The 15,926-nt window shown below is 49.6% G+C and carries 17 protein-coding genes; 9 read left to right on the forward strand and 8 right to left on the reverse strand.

The window, feature by feature from the left end:
* Nucleotides 1-100: 100 nt before the first annotated feature.
* The gene (gene pepF, locus LACSTY_RS03205) at nucleotides 101-1,915 is read right to left on the reverse strand and encodes an oligoendopeptidase F (protein WP_087911699.1); all 1,815 of its coding nucleotides are present in this window, start codon (nucleotides 1,913-1,915) and stop codon (nucleotides 101-103) included.
* A gap of 135 nt (nucleotides 1,916-2,050) precedes the next feature.
* Between pepF and LACSTY_RS03210 the strand changes: the two genes are divergently transcribed.
* Nucleotides 2,051-2,401: a hypothetical protein gene (locus LACSTY_RS03210; protein ID WP_010493644.1), complete on the forward strand. Its 351-nt coding sequence runs from the start codon at nucleotides 2,051-2,053 to the stop codon at nucleotides 2,399-2,401.
* A 104-nt stretch (nucleotides 2,402-2,505) separates the two neighbouring features.
* Here the strand turns inward: LACSTY_RS03210 and ndk are convergent, their stop codons facing one another.
* The gene (gene ndk, locus LACSTY_RS03215; RefSeq protein ID WP_087911700.1) at nucleotides 2,506-2,946 is read right to left on the reverse strand and encodes a nucleoside-diphosphate kinase; all 441 of its coding nucleotides are present in this window, start codon (nucleotides 2,944-2,946) and stop codon (nucleotides 2,506-2,508) included.
* 88 nt (nucleotides 2,947-3,034) lie between these two features.
* Nucleotides 3,035-5,383 carry a cation-translocating P-type ATPase gene (locus LACSTY_RS03220; protein ID WP_087911701.1) on the reverse strand — a complete coding sequence of 783 codons (2,349 nt, stop codon included), beginning with the start codon at nucleotides 5,381-5,383 and terminating at the stop codon, nucleotides 3,035-3,037.
* A gap of 166 nt (nucleotides 5,384-5,549) precedes the next feature.
* Between LACSTY_RS03220 and LACSTY_RS03225 the strand changes: the two genes are divergently transcribed.
* From LACSTY_RS03225 to LACSTY_RS03245, 5 genes are all read left to right on the forward strand, one after another.
* Nucleotides 5,550-6,473 carry a proline iminopeptidase-family hydrolase gene (locus tag LACSTY_RS03225; protein ID WP_087911702.1) on the forward strand — a complete coding sequence of 308 codons (924 nt, stop codon included), beginning with the start codon at nucleotides 5,550-5,552 and terminating at the stop codon, nucleotides 6,471-6,473.
* A gap of 52 nt (nucleotides 6,474-6,525) precedes the next feature.
* Nucleotides 6,526-6,873, forward strand: a complete 348-nt coding sequence (locus LACSTY_RS03230; protein WP_010493652.1) for a hypothetical protein — start codon at nucleotides 6,526-6,528, stop codon at nucleotides 6,871-6,873.
* 157 nt (nucleotides 6,874-7,030) lie between these two features.
* Nucleotides 7,031-7,555: a GNAT family N-acetyltransferase gene (locus tag LACSTY_RS03235; protein WP_087911703.1), complete on the forward strand. Its 525-nt coding sequence runs from the start codon at nucleotides 7,031-7,033 to the stop codon at nucleotides 7,553-7,555.
* Nucleotides 7,556-7,579: 24 nt separating this feature from the next.
* A complete protein-coding gene (locus LACSTY_RS03240) occupies nucleotides 7,580-8,734 on the forward strand; it encodes a cation:proton antiporter (protein WP_087911704.1) in 1,155 nt (384 codons plus the stop codon).
* An 82-nt stretch (nucleotides 8,735-8,816) separates the two neighbouring features.
* Nucleotides 8,817-9,488, forward strand: coding sequence for an HAD hydrolase-like protein (locus LACSTY_RS03245; protein WP_087911705.1), 672 nt, complete (start codon nucleotides 8,817-8,819; stop codon nucleotides 9,486-9,488).
* A gap of 87 nt (nucleotides 9,489-9,575) precedes the next feature.
* Here LACSTY_RS03245 and LACSTY_RS03250 read toward each other — a convergent pair whose 3' ends face one another.
* Nucleotides 9,576-10,034 carry a MarR family winged helix-turn-helix transcriptional regulator gene (locus LACSTY_RS03250; protein ID WP_010493661.1) on the reverse strand — a complete coding sequence of 153 codons (459 nt, stop codon included), beginning with the start codon at nucleotides 10,032-10,034 and terminating at the stop codon, nucleotides 9,576-9,578.
* A 123-nt stretch (nucleotides 10,035-10,157) separates the two neighbouring features.
* Between LACSTY_RS03250 and LACSTY_RS03255 the strand changes: the two genes are divergently transcribed.
* A complete protein-coding gene (locus tag LACSTY_RS03255; RefSeq protein ID WP_087911706.1) occupies nucleotides 10,158-11,090 on the forward strand; it encodes an alpha/beta hydrolase in 933 nt (310 codons plus the stop codon).
* Nucleotides 11,091-11,098: 8 nt separating this feature from the next.
* Here LACSTY_RS03255 and nrdI read toward each other — a convergent pair whose 3' ends face one another.
* The gene (gene nrdI / locus LACSTY_RS03260) at nucleotides 11,099-11,572 is read right to left on the reverse strand and encodes a class Ib ribonucleoside-diphosphate reductase assembly flavoprotein NrdI (RefSeq protein WP_087911707.1); all 474 of its coding nucleotides are present in this window, start codon (nucleotides 11,570-11,572) and stop codon (nucleotides 11,099-11,101) included.
* A gap of 168 nt (nucleotides 11,573-11,740) precedes the next feature.
* Nucleotides 11,741-12,565: an aldo/keto reductase gene (locus tag LACSTY_RS03265; protein WP_087911708.1), complete on the reverse strand. Its 825-nt coding sequence runs from the start codon at nucleotides 12,563-12,565 to the stop codon at nucleotides 11,741-11,743.
* A gap of 218 nt (nucleotides 12,566-12,783) precedes the next feature.
* Between LACSTY_RS03265 and LACSTY_RS03270 the strand changes: the two genes are divergently transcribed.
* Together LACSTY_RS03270 and LACSTY_RS03275 are read left to right on the forward strand one after the other, a co-directional pair.
* A complete protein-coding gene (locus LACSTY_RS03270) occupies nucleotides 12,784-13,581 on the forward strand; it encodes a hypothetical protein (RefSeq protein ID WP_191981866.1) in 798 nt (265 codons plus the stop codon).
* Nucleotides 13,582-13,736: 155 nt separating this feature from the next.
* On the forward strand, nucleotides 13,737-14,582 hold the full coding sequence (locus LACSTY_RS03275) for an alpha/beta hydrolase (RefSeq protein ID WP_087911710.1): 846 nt from the start codon (nucleotides 13,737-13,739) through the stop codon (nucleotides 14,580-14,582).
* Nucleotides 14,583-14,590: 8 nt separating this feature from the next.
* Here LACSTY_RS03275 and LACSTY_RS03280 read toward each other — a convergent pair whose 3' ends face one another.
* Nucleotides 14,591-15,238, reverse strand: coding sequence for a DUF421 domain-containing protein (locus LACSTY_RS03280; protein ID WP_049171588.1), 648 nt, complete (start codon nucleotides 15,236-15,238; stop codon nucleotides 14,591-14,593).
* 9 nt (nucleotides 15,239-15,247) lie between these two features.
* Nucleotides 15,248-15,709 (reverse strand): DUF3290 family protein, encoded by a 462-nt coding sequence (locus tag LACSTY_RS03285; protein WP_087911711.1) that lies wholly within the window; start codon nucleotides 15,707-15,709, stop codon nucleotides 15,248-15,250.
* Nucleotides 15,710-15,926: the final 217 nt, after the last annotated feature.

Here is a 15,926-nt window from a genome sequence, read left to right on the forward strand (position 1 = left end):
CTGGAACCAATTGCCTAAACCTTTTCTGTATCGTTCGGAATTTCTTAAACTGTTAATGATCTTACGGAATTATGGCTCAGCCTCTTGTGTAAATCTATAATTAATCCTGATCAATTTCCTTACTCAAAGCCACGACTTCATCCACCGTATCACCTAAGAAACTGATAGCGTGTTTCAGGGCAACATCCGTGGTGACATCGACGCCGGCAACACGAGCTGCGGCAGCTGGATCGAGTGAATCACCCAGACTCAGATATCGGAGCCAGCGGTCAACAGCAGGCTGACCTTGCTGCTCGATGGCTTGAAACGCCTGAGTGGCCACGGTCAAACCGGCAGAGTAGGAATATGAGTACAGCCCCATGTAGTAGTGGCTTTGCCGCATCCAAGTTAGCTCAGCGCCTTCTTCAAGCTCAACAGCCGGGCCCCAAAAATCGGTCAATACTTTACGTGTAATCGCATCAAGGCGCGCAGCATCAAAACTCTCACCCTTATCGATCAGCGTATAAACCTCACGTTGAAAAGCCGCTTCAAGCAAGTGGGTGACAAAGTTGTGGAAATAGGTGTCATTCAACAAGCGTGACAAAGCAAATCGCTTCATCCGCGGGTCTTTGGCAGTTTCTTCGAGATAATGGGTCAATAATAATTCATTAAAAGTCGAAGGACTCTCAACTAAGTAATCATTGAAGTCCGCATCAAGAACATTGTGCGCTTGCTGCGAGCGGACCATCTGCGCTGTGTGCCCCAGCTCGTGAATCAGCGTGTACACTGCTGGCAGTGTGTTGCTCCAAGTCATTTCAACATATGGATGGACACCGTAAGGCCCGGCCGTGTAAGCGCCTGAGTCTTTACCCTGATTGGCAGGAAAATCAATCCAGTGATCCGAAAATGCCTGCATCATCTGATCTTGATAATCTTTGCCCATCAACGCCGTCGCGTTTTTGATCATTTCCTGAGCCTGTGCCAAGGTGATGGTCGGTGCATAGCTCGGGTCAATGTCGATTTGTAAGTCGGTATAACCGATGTGATCCAGTCCCCAAAGCGTTTTGACGTGGGTCACATATTTGCGCATGACATGTGCTAGGTCGTGCATAATCACATCGATTTGGCGGTTAAACATTTCCCGATTGATTTCCTGGTCAGCAAGTAGGTAATCGATGACGGAATCGTAACCGCGCATGGTTGCCGTAATTTTTTCGCGGGTGACTTGTGCTAAGTAGCCGGCAGCCATGGTATTTTCATAGCGGCGCAAGGTCTTGTTGAACTGGGCATACGCGGCGCGCCGAATTTCAGTGTCGGGATGCTTTTGGTAATTTTCTTCGTACATCACGAACGAAAGCGGGTAGGTTTTACCGTGAGCCGTAAACGTGCCGAAGTCCATGTCGCCGAAGATCGTTTGGTCGCGAATGTTGCTGGGTGCCTGAAAGACCGGGGACAATTCCGCTAACACCTTTTCGGCAGCAGGTGGCAGGGCGCCTTTCTTGGCTACTTTGATTTGGCGAATGAAGCCGGCGTAGTCAGGCGCCTTGTCGACCACGGCATCAAGCACGGTTTCGGACAACTGGGTGAGTTCGGCTTGGAAGAAACTCAATTGACCGCCGATTTCGCCGCCCAGTGCGGTGACCTGTGCCTGGCGTTCCCGCAATTTAGGGTCGGTGGTATCGGTTGAATACGGCATAAATCCCCAGTGGGCAATTTTGCTATCGAGGGCCACAATCGTGCCGTAGTCGGCCAACGCATCGACAATCACGGCCGGTTCCGTCAATTTTCCCTGATACATGCGGACAAAATCCTTGGTTAGGGCGCGGACCTGTTTGACCGCTTCACCGTAAGCAAAGTCGTCATGAAATATCGGGGTTAGATCCCAAGTCAGCTTTGGATCAACCGCCTCGCGTTTAGGTAACTCAGTTTCGCTCATATAAAAGCCTCCTTCACATGGTGGCTAAAGTATAGCATTGATCGCGCTTAAGGTGCGTGTCGGCCTCCTGTTGAACCGATTATTTCTTTCGGCTAACTGCTCATGGTAGAATTATATAAAAAGGATGTGTTATGAATGGGTATCGACAACAATCAGCTAGTGGCGCGCTACTTTGATCGAAAAGCCGACCATGCGGATTTTTTCAAAGCTTTAGAGACCTATCTTGACGATAAACTGGGACAATTATACGCGACTTTGGAAACGACCTTTGCCGACACAGTGGTATTGTCCGTTGACGACGCTATTGCCCAAGCGCATCAGGCCGGGGCAACGATTGATGATCCTGCTGCCGAAGAAATTGCTGCCGCGAATTACTTGTTTAAGGAATTGGCTTCGCGCGGCCTGTGGATCCAGTCGCCGGATCAGACGGAGCCGAATACGATTATTGCCAAGCTGAATTTTGGCAATCGGCGTACGTATTATTAAATTTGCTTGCCGTTAACGTGTTGGCATAAAAAAGCCGCGGTGCGATCGTTACAAAGATCGTACCGCGGTTTTTTCCGATTATTAGTTATGTACCCACCCGGTGATTATGATTTAGGCGCGTATTGCTTATCGGCAAACCAAATCGGGATTTCTCGCCGTGCGCTTTCTTCACTATCGGAACTGTGAATCACGTTGCGGATGGTTTGGTCGGCCCATTCCCGCCCAAAATCGCCGCGAATGGTGCCTGGTGCAGCGTCTCCCGGATTAGTTACGCCCGTCATTTTTCGAACGGCCTCAATGACATTAAAGCCACTGACAACCATGGCCACAAGCGGGCCGCTGGTCATAAACCGTTCAACTTTTGGGAAAAAAGGTTTGTCGACAAGTGCCGCGTAATGCTGGTGCAGTTGAGCAGTTGTTGCCTGAGTGACTTTTAAGGCCTCAATGGTAAAGCCGCGCCGCTCAATGCGGGTAATGACCTCACCAATGTGCCCATTCGCGACGCCATCGGGTTTGACCAAAACTAAAGTTTGTTCCTCTGCCATGCGTGTGCCTCGATTCCTAAATATTTTCAGAAAATTCATCCAAATTCAGTATACACGAGTCAAACCAAATGGCGGATGGAATTTTTGTCTAGCGCCAATTGATTTTTGATAACACTCGCCGACCAAGGAATTCCTGGATGAGCAGATAAAACGGTACAGTCGAGACCATGAGAGGTACATAAATCAATGCTAGCTGCCACTGCCACAAGCTGGCGAGCGAAAAGACATGGTTGAAAATAAAGAATACCAGGAATAACGCTGCGCTTAGACCAGCCAGCAAGCCGACCTTGAGCCGATTGAAGGGACGGGCAACGACCAGTAACACATTAAGGGAAATTGTGCCGATCAACATCGCGACCATTGTTGAGGTGGTGTCGAAGCTGAGGTTCAGGAACGACTCCATCCAAGTTAGCAATAAGGTATAGACGACCACGCTGATAGCGGCTGGCGCGGCAACCGTCATGACTTTTTGCATGAATTGCCCAGTGACGCGCTCAAAGTTAGGCTCTAGCGTCAGGAAGAAGGATGGGATGGCAACGCCGATGGCCGAGACCGGCGTAAGGTTAATCGGCACGATCGGGTAGTCGAGTGGCAGGAAAACGAAAATGGTGGCTAAGATGACGGAGTACATGGTTTTGACCAGATACATCGATGCCACCCGTTCGATGTTGTTGATAACGCGGCGGCCTTCGTTGAGCACACCAGTCATGGCATCGAAGTTAGAATCAAGTAAAACGAAATCCGCAATCGAGCTGGCGGCATCGGCACCGGAAGCCATGGCAATGCTACAGTCACTTTGGCGCAAAGCAAGGACGTCATTTACCCCATCACCGGTCATCGCAACGGTATGGCCTAATGCTTGGTAAGCCATAATGAGTTGCTTCTTTTGATCCGGGGTGACGCGGCCAAAAACGTTGTACTGCTTGACCAAATCCTGAAAATCGGCATCAGTGGCATCGGCAGCAATTGTGCTCATGTCGACACTGCGATCGGCGCCTTCAAGGTGTGCCTGTTTGGCAATATTGGCAACTGTGATCGGGTCATCACCGGAGATCACTTTTAATGCCACGCCTTGACTCTTGAAGAAATCAAAGGTGTTAATGGCAGTCGGGCGTAATTCGTCGGTGATCAAAATGAGCCCGAGCAACTCCGGGTTCACAAGCGGCTGAGCAAGCGCTTTGACGGTCCCCACCGCCAGCACACGGTAGCCGTTTGCAGCGGCTTGTTTGATTTGGGTCGCGATATCGGTAGGCAGCTGTTCGCCAAAAGTAAACTGCGGCGCTCCCATAAATAAAGCCCGTCCGTCAACCACGGCACCAGACCATTTGCGCGCAGATGAAAACGGCATAGTTTGCGTGACCTGCTGGTTGGCGTCAGCGTCGATTGCGGCTTTGATGGCTAAGGCGGTTTCGTTATCATCATTGAGCGCATACACGATGGCTGCCGCAGCACTAGTGACATCTTCAGCGGTGTGACCGGCAGCCGGCAACGTGTTGGCAACTTTAAGTTTTCCGCTGGTGATGGTGCCGGTTTTATCGAGGCAAATCGTATCGACACGCGCCAAGGCTTCGATGGCAGGCAAGGCTCGAACCAACACGCGTTTGACGGCCAAGTTGCGGGCAGAAACAGCCAGCGCCACATTGGTCAGCAACACCAAACCTTCCGGAATCATCCCGATCATGGCCGCACTGGTGGTTAAAATAGCCCGATTATAATTGCCGCGGCGAATCATGGAAACGGAAAAAAGAATGATACCGATTGGGATGAGCACGTAGGTTAAAACCCGAATGATGCGATTGATCGTTGCCAGTAATTGACTTTGGCTGGCTTTTTCGGCTTTGGCTTCCAAAGAAAGTTTAGCGGCAAAAGTATCTTTACCAACAGCGGTGACTCGCATGGTAGCTTGGCCCGAAACCACAAAGGCACCGGAAAGCAATGGGTCGCCCACTTTTTTGGTGATCGGCCGCGACTCACCGGTCAGCGGGCTTTCATCGCTTTCAAGCCCATTGGTGGCAACAACGGTACCGTCAACCGGAATCTGATCGCCGCGTTTGAGAAGCACCATATCATCCATGACCAACTGCTCGAGATCGATTTTTTGGCGCTGGCCGTCACGAATGACGGTGGCATGAGCAGCGGCGAGGATGGACATTTTATCGATTTGCCGCTTAGCCTGAATTTCCTGAATGGTACCAATGGCAGTGTTGATGATGGCCACACCAAGGAACAACAGGTTTTTGTAACTGCCGGTGGTGATGATAAGTGCACCAAGGACAACATTGACCAAATTAAATAAAGTAAACGTGTTGACTTGGATAATCTGGCTAATGGAACGGGTCAAAGGCTTGAGCGGAAGGTTGTGTTGACCGCTCTCAAACCGCTGCTGAACCTGTTGTGCCGATAAACCCTGATCAGGTGAAATGTTTTGCGCTGCCATCGCATGCCCTCCAGTTCTTTTTATTTATTTTACCAATCTATGCAACGAGATGCCGAATATCAAACTTGTTTTTACGAATCTTTGAAGTTATACCGGTTGCCGGCTATTGTCTGGTGCCATGGCAACCGTCATAATAAAGGCTAAATGACAGGAAAGAAGCGATTGCATGGTAAAACTAAATCCGAACGGAACCCGCTTTGTAACGTTGCCAAACGGTTATCATCTATGGACCCAGACGCAAGGCCAAGGCCAGATTCGCCTGATGACTTTGCATGGTGGACCCGGCGGCACCAACGAAGTGTTTGAAAACTTTGCCCAAGAACTCGAGCCGTATGGTGTTCGCGTTACCCGTTACGATCAATTGGGTTCATTCTTTTCCGATCAACCCGACTTTGCGGATCCGGCTAATCAAAAACGGTTCCTCAACATCGAGTATTACGTCGATGAGGTGGAAAATGTCCGCCAGCAGCTGGGAATTGATCACTTTTACCTGCTTGGTCAATCTTGGGGCGGCGTGCTGGCGATCGAGTATGCGCTTAAATATGGCGAACACCTTAAGGGACTGGTCCTAAGCTCGATGATTGATAACCTGGATGAATACCTAGTCAATATCAACAAGATTCGCGAAAAGATGTTTTCACCTGAAGACGTTGCGTATATGCAGCAAATCGAGGCGCGCCATGCGTTTGACGATGCCAAATACCAGGCGTTGGTGAGCGAACTAGGTGAGCATTATCTGCACCACGCAGCCGATCCCCAGCCACGGCACTTAATTTCAACACTGGCAACGCCGGTCTATCACTATTTTCAAGGTGACAACGAATTCGTGATGGTCGGCGCGCTTAAAAATTGGGATCGCCGGGCCGATATGCACCAAATCACGGTGCCGACTTATTTGACATTTGGCGGCCATGAGACCATGCCATTGACCGCGGCGGAACGGATGGCCCAAACGATCCCACATGCCACGTTGCATGTTACCCCAAACGCCGGGCACGGGCAGATGTTGGACAATCCGACCGATTATTTCAGCCATTTAGGCCAGTGGCTCACGCAAACCGACGCAAAAGCACCTTTAAGTGACAATTAACGTTATAATAAAAGTGGTGATTTAAAGTTGCTTAGGTAATGGAGGTGCTTTCATGGCTAGCATTGATGAATTAAAAGATGATCTATTTGAACCGGTTCATGCGTTTGATAAGGCGATTGAGGAACAACCGGAATTAATGATCCCGATGGCCGTCGTGCATTTGATTCCAATTGCGTTGGCATTAGGCGGCGGCATCATGATCATTCGCGGTCACCAGAAGCTGCGCATCGAAAAAGAGCGAACCAAACAGCTGAGTCTTAAGTTACAAATGCACAAACATCATCACGGTCGCCACAACTGGCGGTTGGCACCAGAACATCGCGGCGCTCATGACGTCTTTGCACCGGAGTATGAAGAGGTGCCTTTGAACAAGAAGCATCATATGCACCACCGGCATTAAGGTTGTTAATATCGAAAATGACCCTCGCAGTTTATTTTGCGGGGGCGTTTTTGTCACTAAATTTGAGCAAGGGCCTTAACTTTCAACGAGCAGATTGAAACTTGCGGTCAGATGCGGGAAAATAGGGCAATACAATTATTTTTTGGAGATGAAGCTGATGTCAACCATTTTCATGCGCGCGGCGACGACCAACGATATTCCTGATATGATGCGGGTGATTGTGTCTGCTCGCAAGTTTCTAGGCGATCAGGGCATTCCTCAATGGCAAGGCACTTATCCGGATCAGGCAGCCATTGAGCAGGACGTTGCCACCGGGATCGGCCGGGTGCTTGTGGTTGACGGCAAGGTGGCCGGACTGGCGGCGCTGGTTGTGGGTCCGGACCCGCACTATCTCCGGATCGACGGGGAAGGCTGGCTGGCCGATGTGCCGTACCTGGCCGTCCATAGGTTTGCGCTTGACGGCAGTATTCGTGGCAAACAACTGAGTCGGGTTTTCTTCAGCAACATCATGAGTGAAGCCTATCGCCGCGGTTTTACCGACTTACGGGTCGATACGCACGCACAAAACGTGATTATGCAACATGCGATTACCGGGATGGGCTTCGACTTTCGCGGGATTGTGTACATGGATGAGCCGGTGCCGGAACGGAATGCTTACGAGGTGCGGCTGACAACGGGTTGACGATTTTCAAAATGGAGGAGAAATATGCAGGATATTGGCAACTTAGCACTCATCTTGGTAACAACATTGATACTGGCGCATATCAGTCGCTTGCTGAAAATGCCCGCCGTGATCGGTGAGTTGTTAGCGGGAATTTTAATTGGACCGGCATTATTGGGTTGGCTGACGCCTAGCCATACGATTTCATTATTTGCCGAAATTGGCGTTATTATTTTGATGTTTTTGGCTGGACTTGAAAGTGATTTGGAATTGCTGAAAAAATATTTCAAACCCGGCATGCTGGTTGCGGTGATCGGGGTGATCGTGCCTGTGGTCGTCGTGTTCGGCTTTGCTCACGTCTGGGGATTCAATTTGACCAGCAGCCTTTTTCTCGGCATCACTTTTGCAGCAACATCTGTCTCGATTTCCGTTGAGGTTTTAAAAGAACTGCATGCATTGGATGGCCGTAACGGGGCGACCATCTTGGGTGCGGCGGTGGTCGACGATATTCTGACCGTTTTGATTTTGAGTTTCACGGTGGCGGTGTTAGGGGAACAAAAAACAGCCAGCGTACCGTTCTGGCTGCAAATTGTCGAACAGTTGCTGTACTTCATCGGGATTTATCTGGTGGTTCGCTGGGCGGCGCCGTACTTGATGGGGCTGGCGGAAAAACTGTTCCCGGCTTCGGCTGTTACCATTATGTCGCTGCTGATTTGCTTGGGGATGGCCTATGTGGCAGATCTTGTTGGCATGTCAGCCGTTATCGGCGCCTTTTTTGCCGGGGTTGCGGTTGGGCAGACCCATTATCGGCAGGAAGTTGACAGTAATCTGAGTGCGATCGGCTATGCGGTGTTCATTCCGGTTTTCTTTGTCAGCGTTGGCTTGAACATGCGCTTTGATACGTTTGGCCGGGATATCGGGTTTATCGCCATTTTGACCTTGTTGGCCTTGGTGACCAAGTGGGTCGGGTGCGGCCTCGGCGATCGCTTGGCTGGGGCCACTTGGTTGCAAAGTAACGTGGTCGGCGCCGGCATGGTGTCCCGTGGCGAGATGGCGTTAATCGTGGCTCAAATCGGTTTTGAGGCTAAGTTGATGGATGCTGAGTATTATTCGGCGGTCATTGTGGTCATTGTCCTGACAACGTTAATTGCGCCGGTGATTCTAAAGGATGCCCTCCATCGGGAACAGGAACTTGTATAATGTAAGTGGTAAGCTCACCAAGACATAAGCGATTATGACGGTTTGAGGCGCTTATGGACGGTAAAAAATAAGGAGGATCTCAATGGCAACTTTATTTTTTGATTTTGATGGGACCGTGGCAGATTCGGAAGCCGGCATTGTCGCGGGATTAAAATACATGGTTCAGGATCGCGGCTTGCGGCCACTGGATAATTCGGCGTATGTGCAGTTTATCGGCCCGGCGTTGGTGGATATGTTGCCGAAAGTCTGGCCGGAATTGGATGATGTCGAAGTTAAACGGGCAATTGACGCTTTCCATCATTACTATGAGGAAGAAGGCCTGTATCAGGCAAAGCTCTATCCTAAGTTTCTGGATACCATGACTGAATTGAAGCAACAAGGCGATCAGCTTTATATTGCTTCGGCAAAACCAGAGACCATGTTGCATCGTTTGGTTAAGCATTTTTCACTGGATCAATATTTTGCCGGTGCTTACGGTGCCAGCGATGATGAGCAGACGCGAGTGACGAAGACCGATGTTTTGGCTTATGCGCTGAAGGCGACGCAGACAGATCCGGCTACCAGCGTCATGATTGGTGATCGGGCAAACGACATGACCGGTGGCTTGGATAATCATGTTCAGCTGCTGGGCGTTACCTATGGCTTTGGTTCAGCCAAGGAGTTGCAAGATGCTGGCGCCAAAGTCTTGGCCGACAAGCCGGAAGCAATTCCGGAAGGCTTGAAAAAGGTTGCCAAACTTAGCGCCAAATCCTGAACGTGTGGTACATCCGCAGGTAACAAAACGACGCCAGAGTTCGGTGTTCCGAACTTTGACGTCGTTTTTATATCCAGACGGTGCAGCCTACTGCTCTTTTTTTGCAGCTTGCCGGGGCTGGATGACTTTTGTGCCGATTTCATTTAAAAGTTTCACAAATTGCTTGGCTTTGCGTACGCCTAAAGCGTTCACCCATTCGTTGAAGCGCTCGCTGGCTTCTTTGGTAATCGCGGCTTCTACCTGCTTACCAAGCGGTGTTAGCTGCAATGTATTACGCCGCCGATCAGCTTCGAACTTGGATTGCGTCACGTAATTCAAATTACGCAACACGCGTATTTGCCGCGCAACAGCCGGCTTGGTTACGCCGCGTTTGGCAACAATGGCAGTCAAGCTGATGGTGGGATCATTGGCAATGTCGGATAAAATCCGGTATTGCTCGAAACTTAAATGGTATTGGGCCATGGGCTCCGAGATCAGTTCGTTGATATTTTTGAATGTTGAAAAATAAGCATCCACATATGCCTCTAATAAGGGTTTATCAGTCATTTTTCTTCCTCCAGACATTATCTTAACAAAACACAGGCTATATGTAACTTGAAATTCTGAAAAGTTGCGGTACACTTTTTTAGTTATGTAAAGGACTTGAACTACTTATGGAGGTTGTAGAACGTGCGAAAACATAAAAAAGCGTGGTTGATCGGGCTACTATCAGTTGTTGGGGTTATTGTGGTGGGCTTAATTGGGGCCAGTCTTTATTTTTACCAATATGCATTTGTGCCCTCAAAGAAGTCTTTTTTGAGTGGCAAAGAGAGTCGCATCATTACGGACGGGAAGGCGTGGCTTAAATCCGTACATAAAGAAACCTGGACGCAACAGGCGGTGGGCGACAAGCTTAAGTTGGTGGCGGATTATGTTCCGGCGGCCAAGCCAACGACCAAAACCGTTGTGGTGGCGCATGGCTATATGACGAACAAAGAATATATGGCGCCGCAAATCAAGATGTTCCATGATGCCGGCTTCAATGTTCTAGCTCCTGATGATCGTGGCCAAGGCCAATCGGAAGGCAATTATATCGGTTATGGGTGGCCAGATCGGCTAGATTACCTGAAATGGATTAATCAAATCATCAAAAAACAAGGCAAACAGAGTCAAATTGCCTTGTATGGTGTCTCGATGGGCGGCGCAACGGTGATGTATATCAGCGGCGAGAAACTACCGTCGCAAGTCAAGAGCATTGTCGAAGATTGCGGCTACACCAGCATTATTGACGAACTTGCTTATCAAGCCAAGTCGATGTTTAATTTGCCAAAATGGCCGTTGGTGCCGGCAGTGGCACTGACCGCAACGCTTAAAGCCGGTTACAACGTTTTTGATGCCAGTGCGATCACGGCTTTGCACAAGAATACACGGCCGATTCTTTTTATCCACGGAGCCAAAGACACATTTGTCCCGACTAAAATGGTTTACCAGAATTATCGCGCAGCCACCAAGGCGAAAAAAGCGCTCTGGGTGGTTAAGGGTGCTGCTCATGCGCGGAGTTTTCCGGATCATCCCCAGGTTTACGCCAAACGCGTAGTCGGCTGGTTTAACGCCAACTGGTGAGTGTGCGTTTAATGCTGCGCTTCATTGGCGGCAACGCGGGTGAGAATCGTGTAAATCCTTTGCGCATCGCTTGGTGTGCCGCGAAGTTCGTAGTCGGCTAAAAATGGGGCGTCGAATTCTTTAGCGTAGCGTTTGGCAGTGAGGCAGTATTGTTCATTAAAATTCCGATTGCCCGAACCGATGATGCCTAAGCAATACTCGGCATTTTCGCCTTCAGCAAGGTAATCGCCCATCGCATTGGTCATCAGTTCCTTGACACCATTGTCGATACCGTTGCCGCCGTCAAGATACGTGGGCACCATGACAAAAAACGGCTTGGTTTCTCCATCGCTCTGGGTGGCTTCAGAAATTTCTTTCAACTGAATCGGTGGATTGTCGGGATTCTGCTGGTGCTGGGATTCGGCATAGTCGGCTAAGCGATGAGCAAAAGCGCGCGTGTTGCCGGAGATTGAAATAAATAAAACGCGAATAGGTTCAGTCATGATGATTGCCTCTTTCGTTTAAAAGTAAAATTGCTGGTTAGTGGCCATAATAATGCCGGAAAAAGGAGTCGTGGTGTCGTCGAAAACGCCGCGACTCCTTTTGGGTGAGCGTGAGCCGGCGCGCTTATACGTAGACCCCTGCGCCGGCGAACGCGTTATGGGAACAAATTAAAACTCCTGATAAACAGCCGGATCCTGATCCCTTAAGCGGCCATCAGGCTTACTTAACTGATCAATGGCTGTCATTTCTTCCTTCGTCAGGCTAAAATCAAAAATATCAAGATTCGTGCGTTGCCGGGAAAAATGAGCCGATTTTGGAATTGGCAAGACACGGTGTTGGAGATCCCAGCGCAGGATAACCTGGCCGACATTTTTACCGTGTTCCGCAGCAATTTGCTTGATGACAGGTTCTTTTAAAACGGCACCGCGGCCTAAAGGACTCCAGGCAACCGTTTGAATGTTATGGGCGTCATCATACTCACGTTGGGTTTGCTGATTAAAGTAAGGATGTAGCTCCACTTGATTAACCGCTGGCGTGACGCCGGTTTCTTTAATCAACCGATCAATGTGCTCCGGCAAGAAGTTGGAAACACCAATTGAGCGAATTAAGCCGAACCGTTGTGCCTGAATCAGCGCCTGCCAAGCTTCAACGTAAAGTCCTTCTTTTGGATTAGGCCAATGGATCAAATAAAGGTCGTAATAATCCAGACCAGCGCGGTATAGACTTTCTTCGATGGTGTCAATGGCCTCTTGATAACGGTGATGACGGCCGGGTAACTTAGATGCAACGATCAATTGGCTGCGGGGAATGCCGCTTTGGCGAACCGCTTCGCCCACAGCACCTTCGTTTTCATAATTAAACGCTGCATCGAGCAGGCGATACCCTAAGTTAAGGGCACCGACCATGGCTCTGACGCCGTTCGTGCCATTTAATTTATATGTCCCAAACCCGACTGCCGGCAAGACGTTGCCGTCGTTTAACGTATAGTGCATGCAAACAACCTCCTTGTGAAATACGAAATCGCTGGTGGTTTATCGTGCAATAACAGGTGATGTCGTTGCCGCTTCATTTAGTGTAGTCCAAATGTCAGGATGCGTACAAGTCACGATGGTGCATCGTGTATAATGAATGCCATATAAGGAAGCAGGTGGTCAAAACGAGAACACAACAATGGCGAGCCATTTCCCGAAGTTGGTTTGCATTTTTCACCATGATTTTCTGGGTGCTTCTTTTTGTTGAAGCCTTCAGCACGGGAATGATGCTGACGGTTGGAACACCGGCACGTACTGAACAGGTGATTGTTAAAAGTAAAGGGTTGGTGCAGATGACCCAATCCCTAAATAAAGAATTAATCGACACGGCGAACAAGAATGGCGCCGCTTTGAATCCGCAATCGACGCTGGTGACCATTGATGACACCCAACGATTGGCTTCAAAAATGGTGACTGCCAGTGCGGACAATCAAATGCGTGTGTCACTGGATACAATTAAAGAGAGCATAGCAAGTCGCCTGCAGAAAGCCGCTGCCGATCAAGGGCAAAATTTTGATCAAAAGAAAGTGCTGACGAGCCTTACAACCTTCCTTGATCGCGAAATCAATCAGCTCGTGATGTCCGAAGGCTGGGGACGGGCTTATCCGTTACTGGTGCTCATGACCCAAACCGCGGTCATTGTGGCGGCGATCCTGATGGTGATCGTTTTATTGATTATGCTAAAAACTGCCCACTCTTGGCGCCGATTTTTGGCAGTCACGGGTCGCTCCACTTACATCATGGGGTATATGGGCGGCTTTATGGCAGTCTTAACAACCGCTAGCCCGTTTTTAGGCGCCATTAGTGCCCGAATGCCGGTCAATGCTGAACTGGCGCGCGATTTGCTTCTTGCGTATTCACCGTTGTGGCAGCGCGTGGCCGGTTGGACCATTGTCATTGGGTTGGTGATCGCGGCGCTGAGTCATTTCCTGCCGCGGCCGGCCGTTGATGAAAGTGAGTCGGTGAATGCGGCATGACGGGTTTATTGAATCGCATTAACGCGTTCGCCAGCCCAGAAACCTGCATGTAAGGACCTCAGTTGCAGTGGCCAAGGTCGGGTCATCACGCCCAAGGCCACTTACACGCCGGTTTCTAACCGGGCTGGCTCACGCTCACTAGAAAGGGAGGTTTCATGAAACGAGATAAGTGGCTTTGGTTGGCGTTATTGGTTGTGGTGCTTGTTGCCGGTGCCGGGTGGTATTGGTATAACAACCAGCCTGATACGCCGCCAACTAAAGAAGAAACCACGATTGGACGCACTGCGACACTTTATTTGCATGGCTATTCTGGCGGTGCCGGGTCGACGAATACGTTGATTCGCCGGGCTGAGGGGACCGGTGCGACCAAAGTGCTGACGGCAACGGTTGCTAAAAACGGCAAAGTTCACTGGACCGGTGATCCACATCGTGTCAGCAAGCCCATTGTTCAGGTGATCTTTCAAGACAACAAGAATCCTGACGTCGTGAAACTGGCTGATTGGTTGACAACGATTAATCGGCAGCTTTACCAGCGCTATGGTGTGCGCAATGTTAACTTTGTGGCGCATTCAATGGGCAACATGGCGGTGATGTTTTACGCGGTTCGCAATCAGGATCAAGGGAAGTTGCCAAAAATGAAGCACTATGTTGCCATTGCCGGGCATTTTGACGGCATTATTGGCATGGGTGATCAACCTCACCAGATTAAGCTGGCGGCAAACGGTTACCCGTCACCCATGGACGAGAACTACGGCGAATTGGCACGTTTACGGGATCATTTTCCTAAGGGCGTTAAGGTATTGAATATTTACGGTGATCTTCACGATGGCAGCGATTCTGATGGTCGCGTAGCCAATAACTCTTCGCGATCCTTGCGTTATCTTGTCAGCACACGAGCAGCCACTTATCAGGAAAAGGAATACTTTGGCCGTGATGCCCAGCACAGTGCATTACATGAGAATCCGCAAGTAGCCAAAGCCGTCGATTCGTTCATCTGGTAAACTCGCGACTAGTCACGGTCATAAGGCGCAATGACGACTTTACCACCCAGAAAACTTGCCATATACACGTCTTCTGGTTTATAGCCTTGTTCGGCAAGGCGGGCTTTGAGCCAGTCCTCATCGTGGTCAATCGCATCGAGTGCTGCCGGGTCAATCTGGCCGTCTAAAATAAGCGGATACTTGATGGTCTCATCGCCTTTGAAAATAACATTCAACTGTCCGTTCTGTTCAAGATAGGCTTGGCGAACATCGCGCAGATCTTTCACGCCAGCGGTACGTAAGCGATAGGCGAGGTCGTTGGCTGACAAACCAACCTGCGTGGCGGTTTCGACGCGAATGTTCCCGTGTGAGACCACTAATAGCGGCTCGCCATCGATAGCCCGTTTGAGCCAGCGATTATGATTCGTCAGGTATTTCGAGCTGAAGACGATGAGCGTCCAGATCAGCAAGACGTTGACAAATTGCAAAATGCTGACGTCGGTATTATAAATGACACCCCCGATAATGCCGCCGAGGACATAGTTTTGCATCTGGTCAACAATTGTGGCCGGGGCAAGATTGCCTTTACCGGTGAGCTTAATCTGGACAACAAACACGATAAAACCTAAGAGCAGTTTCATTGCGGTCACAAAATATAAATCCTGAAAAAGTGCCATGTGTGCCTCCTACTTGGTGACAAATTGAACTTGCGGGACAATTAAAGTCGTCTTGGTGAGTTGGTAACTATTGTTATCGGCGTTGATCGTGACGGTGTACATTCTTTTCGTGGACTTGCCAATCGTTACCAGCATTCCCGTGTGAACCGTGCTACTGTTGGCATATAGTTGATTGACGGGCACTTGCTTCTGCTTGGCAACGCTGCGCAATAAAGTCGCGACTGCCTGTGAATCAGCAGTGGCGGTACGACTTGCCTGAAGATCGCGAATCTGAATGCCGATGGTCAACAACTCGATGAGAGCCACCAGGATTAGAAGGTCACGATATTTGTTGCTGCGCTTGTGACGGAGAAAATAAACCAGGTAGGCAATGATCACCACAGCTCCGATGATGATGATGCTGTAACGCAAGGTGTTTTGCCAATTGTCTTGATGAGTCAGCGCTGAATACGCGAAAAAAGTCGTTCCCATGAGACGCCTCCAAAAATAATAGTCTGGTCAAATCATAACAGAATGATAACCTGTTTGAAGTTATTCTTGACACGAAACATGACGGTGTTATGATAATTGCAACTCAAAACAGACAACATTGCTTTGCGGAGAAGAGTATCTGAAGCGCGGATCCCAAGCGAGCCTGGACAGTGGAAGCAGGCGATCGGTTAATCGGAGAAGATGAGCTCCAAATAGC

The organism is Lacticaseibacillus styriensis, from assembly GCF_030770295.1.
Classification (GTDB): Bacteria; Bacillota; Bacilli; order Lactobacillales; family Lactobacillaceae; genus Lacticaseibacillus; species Lacticaseibacillus casei.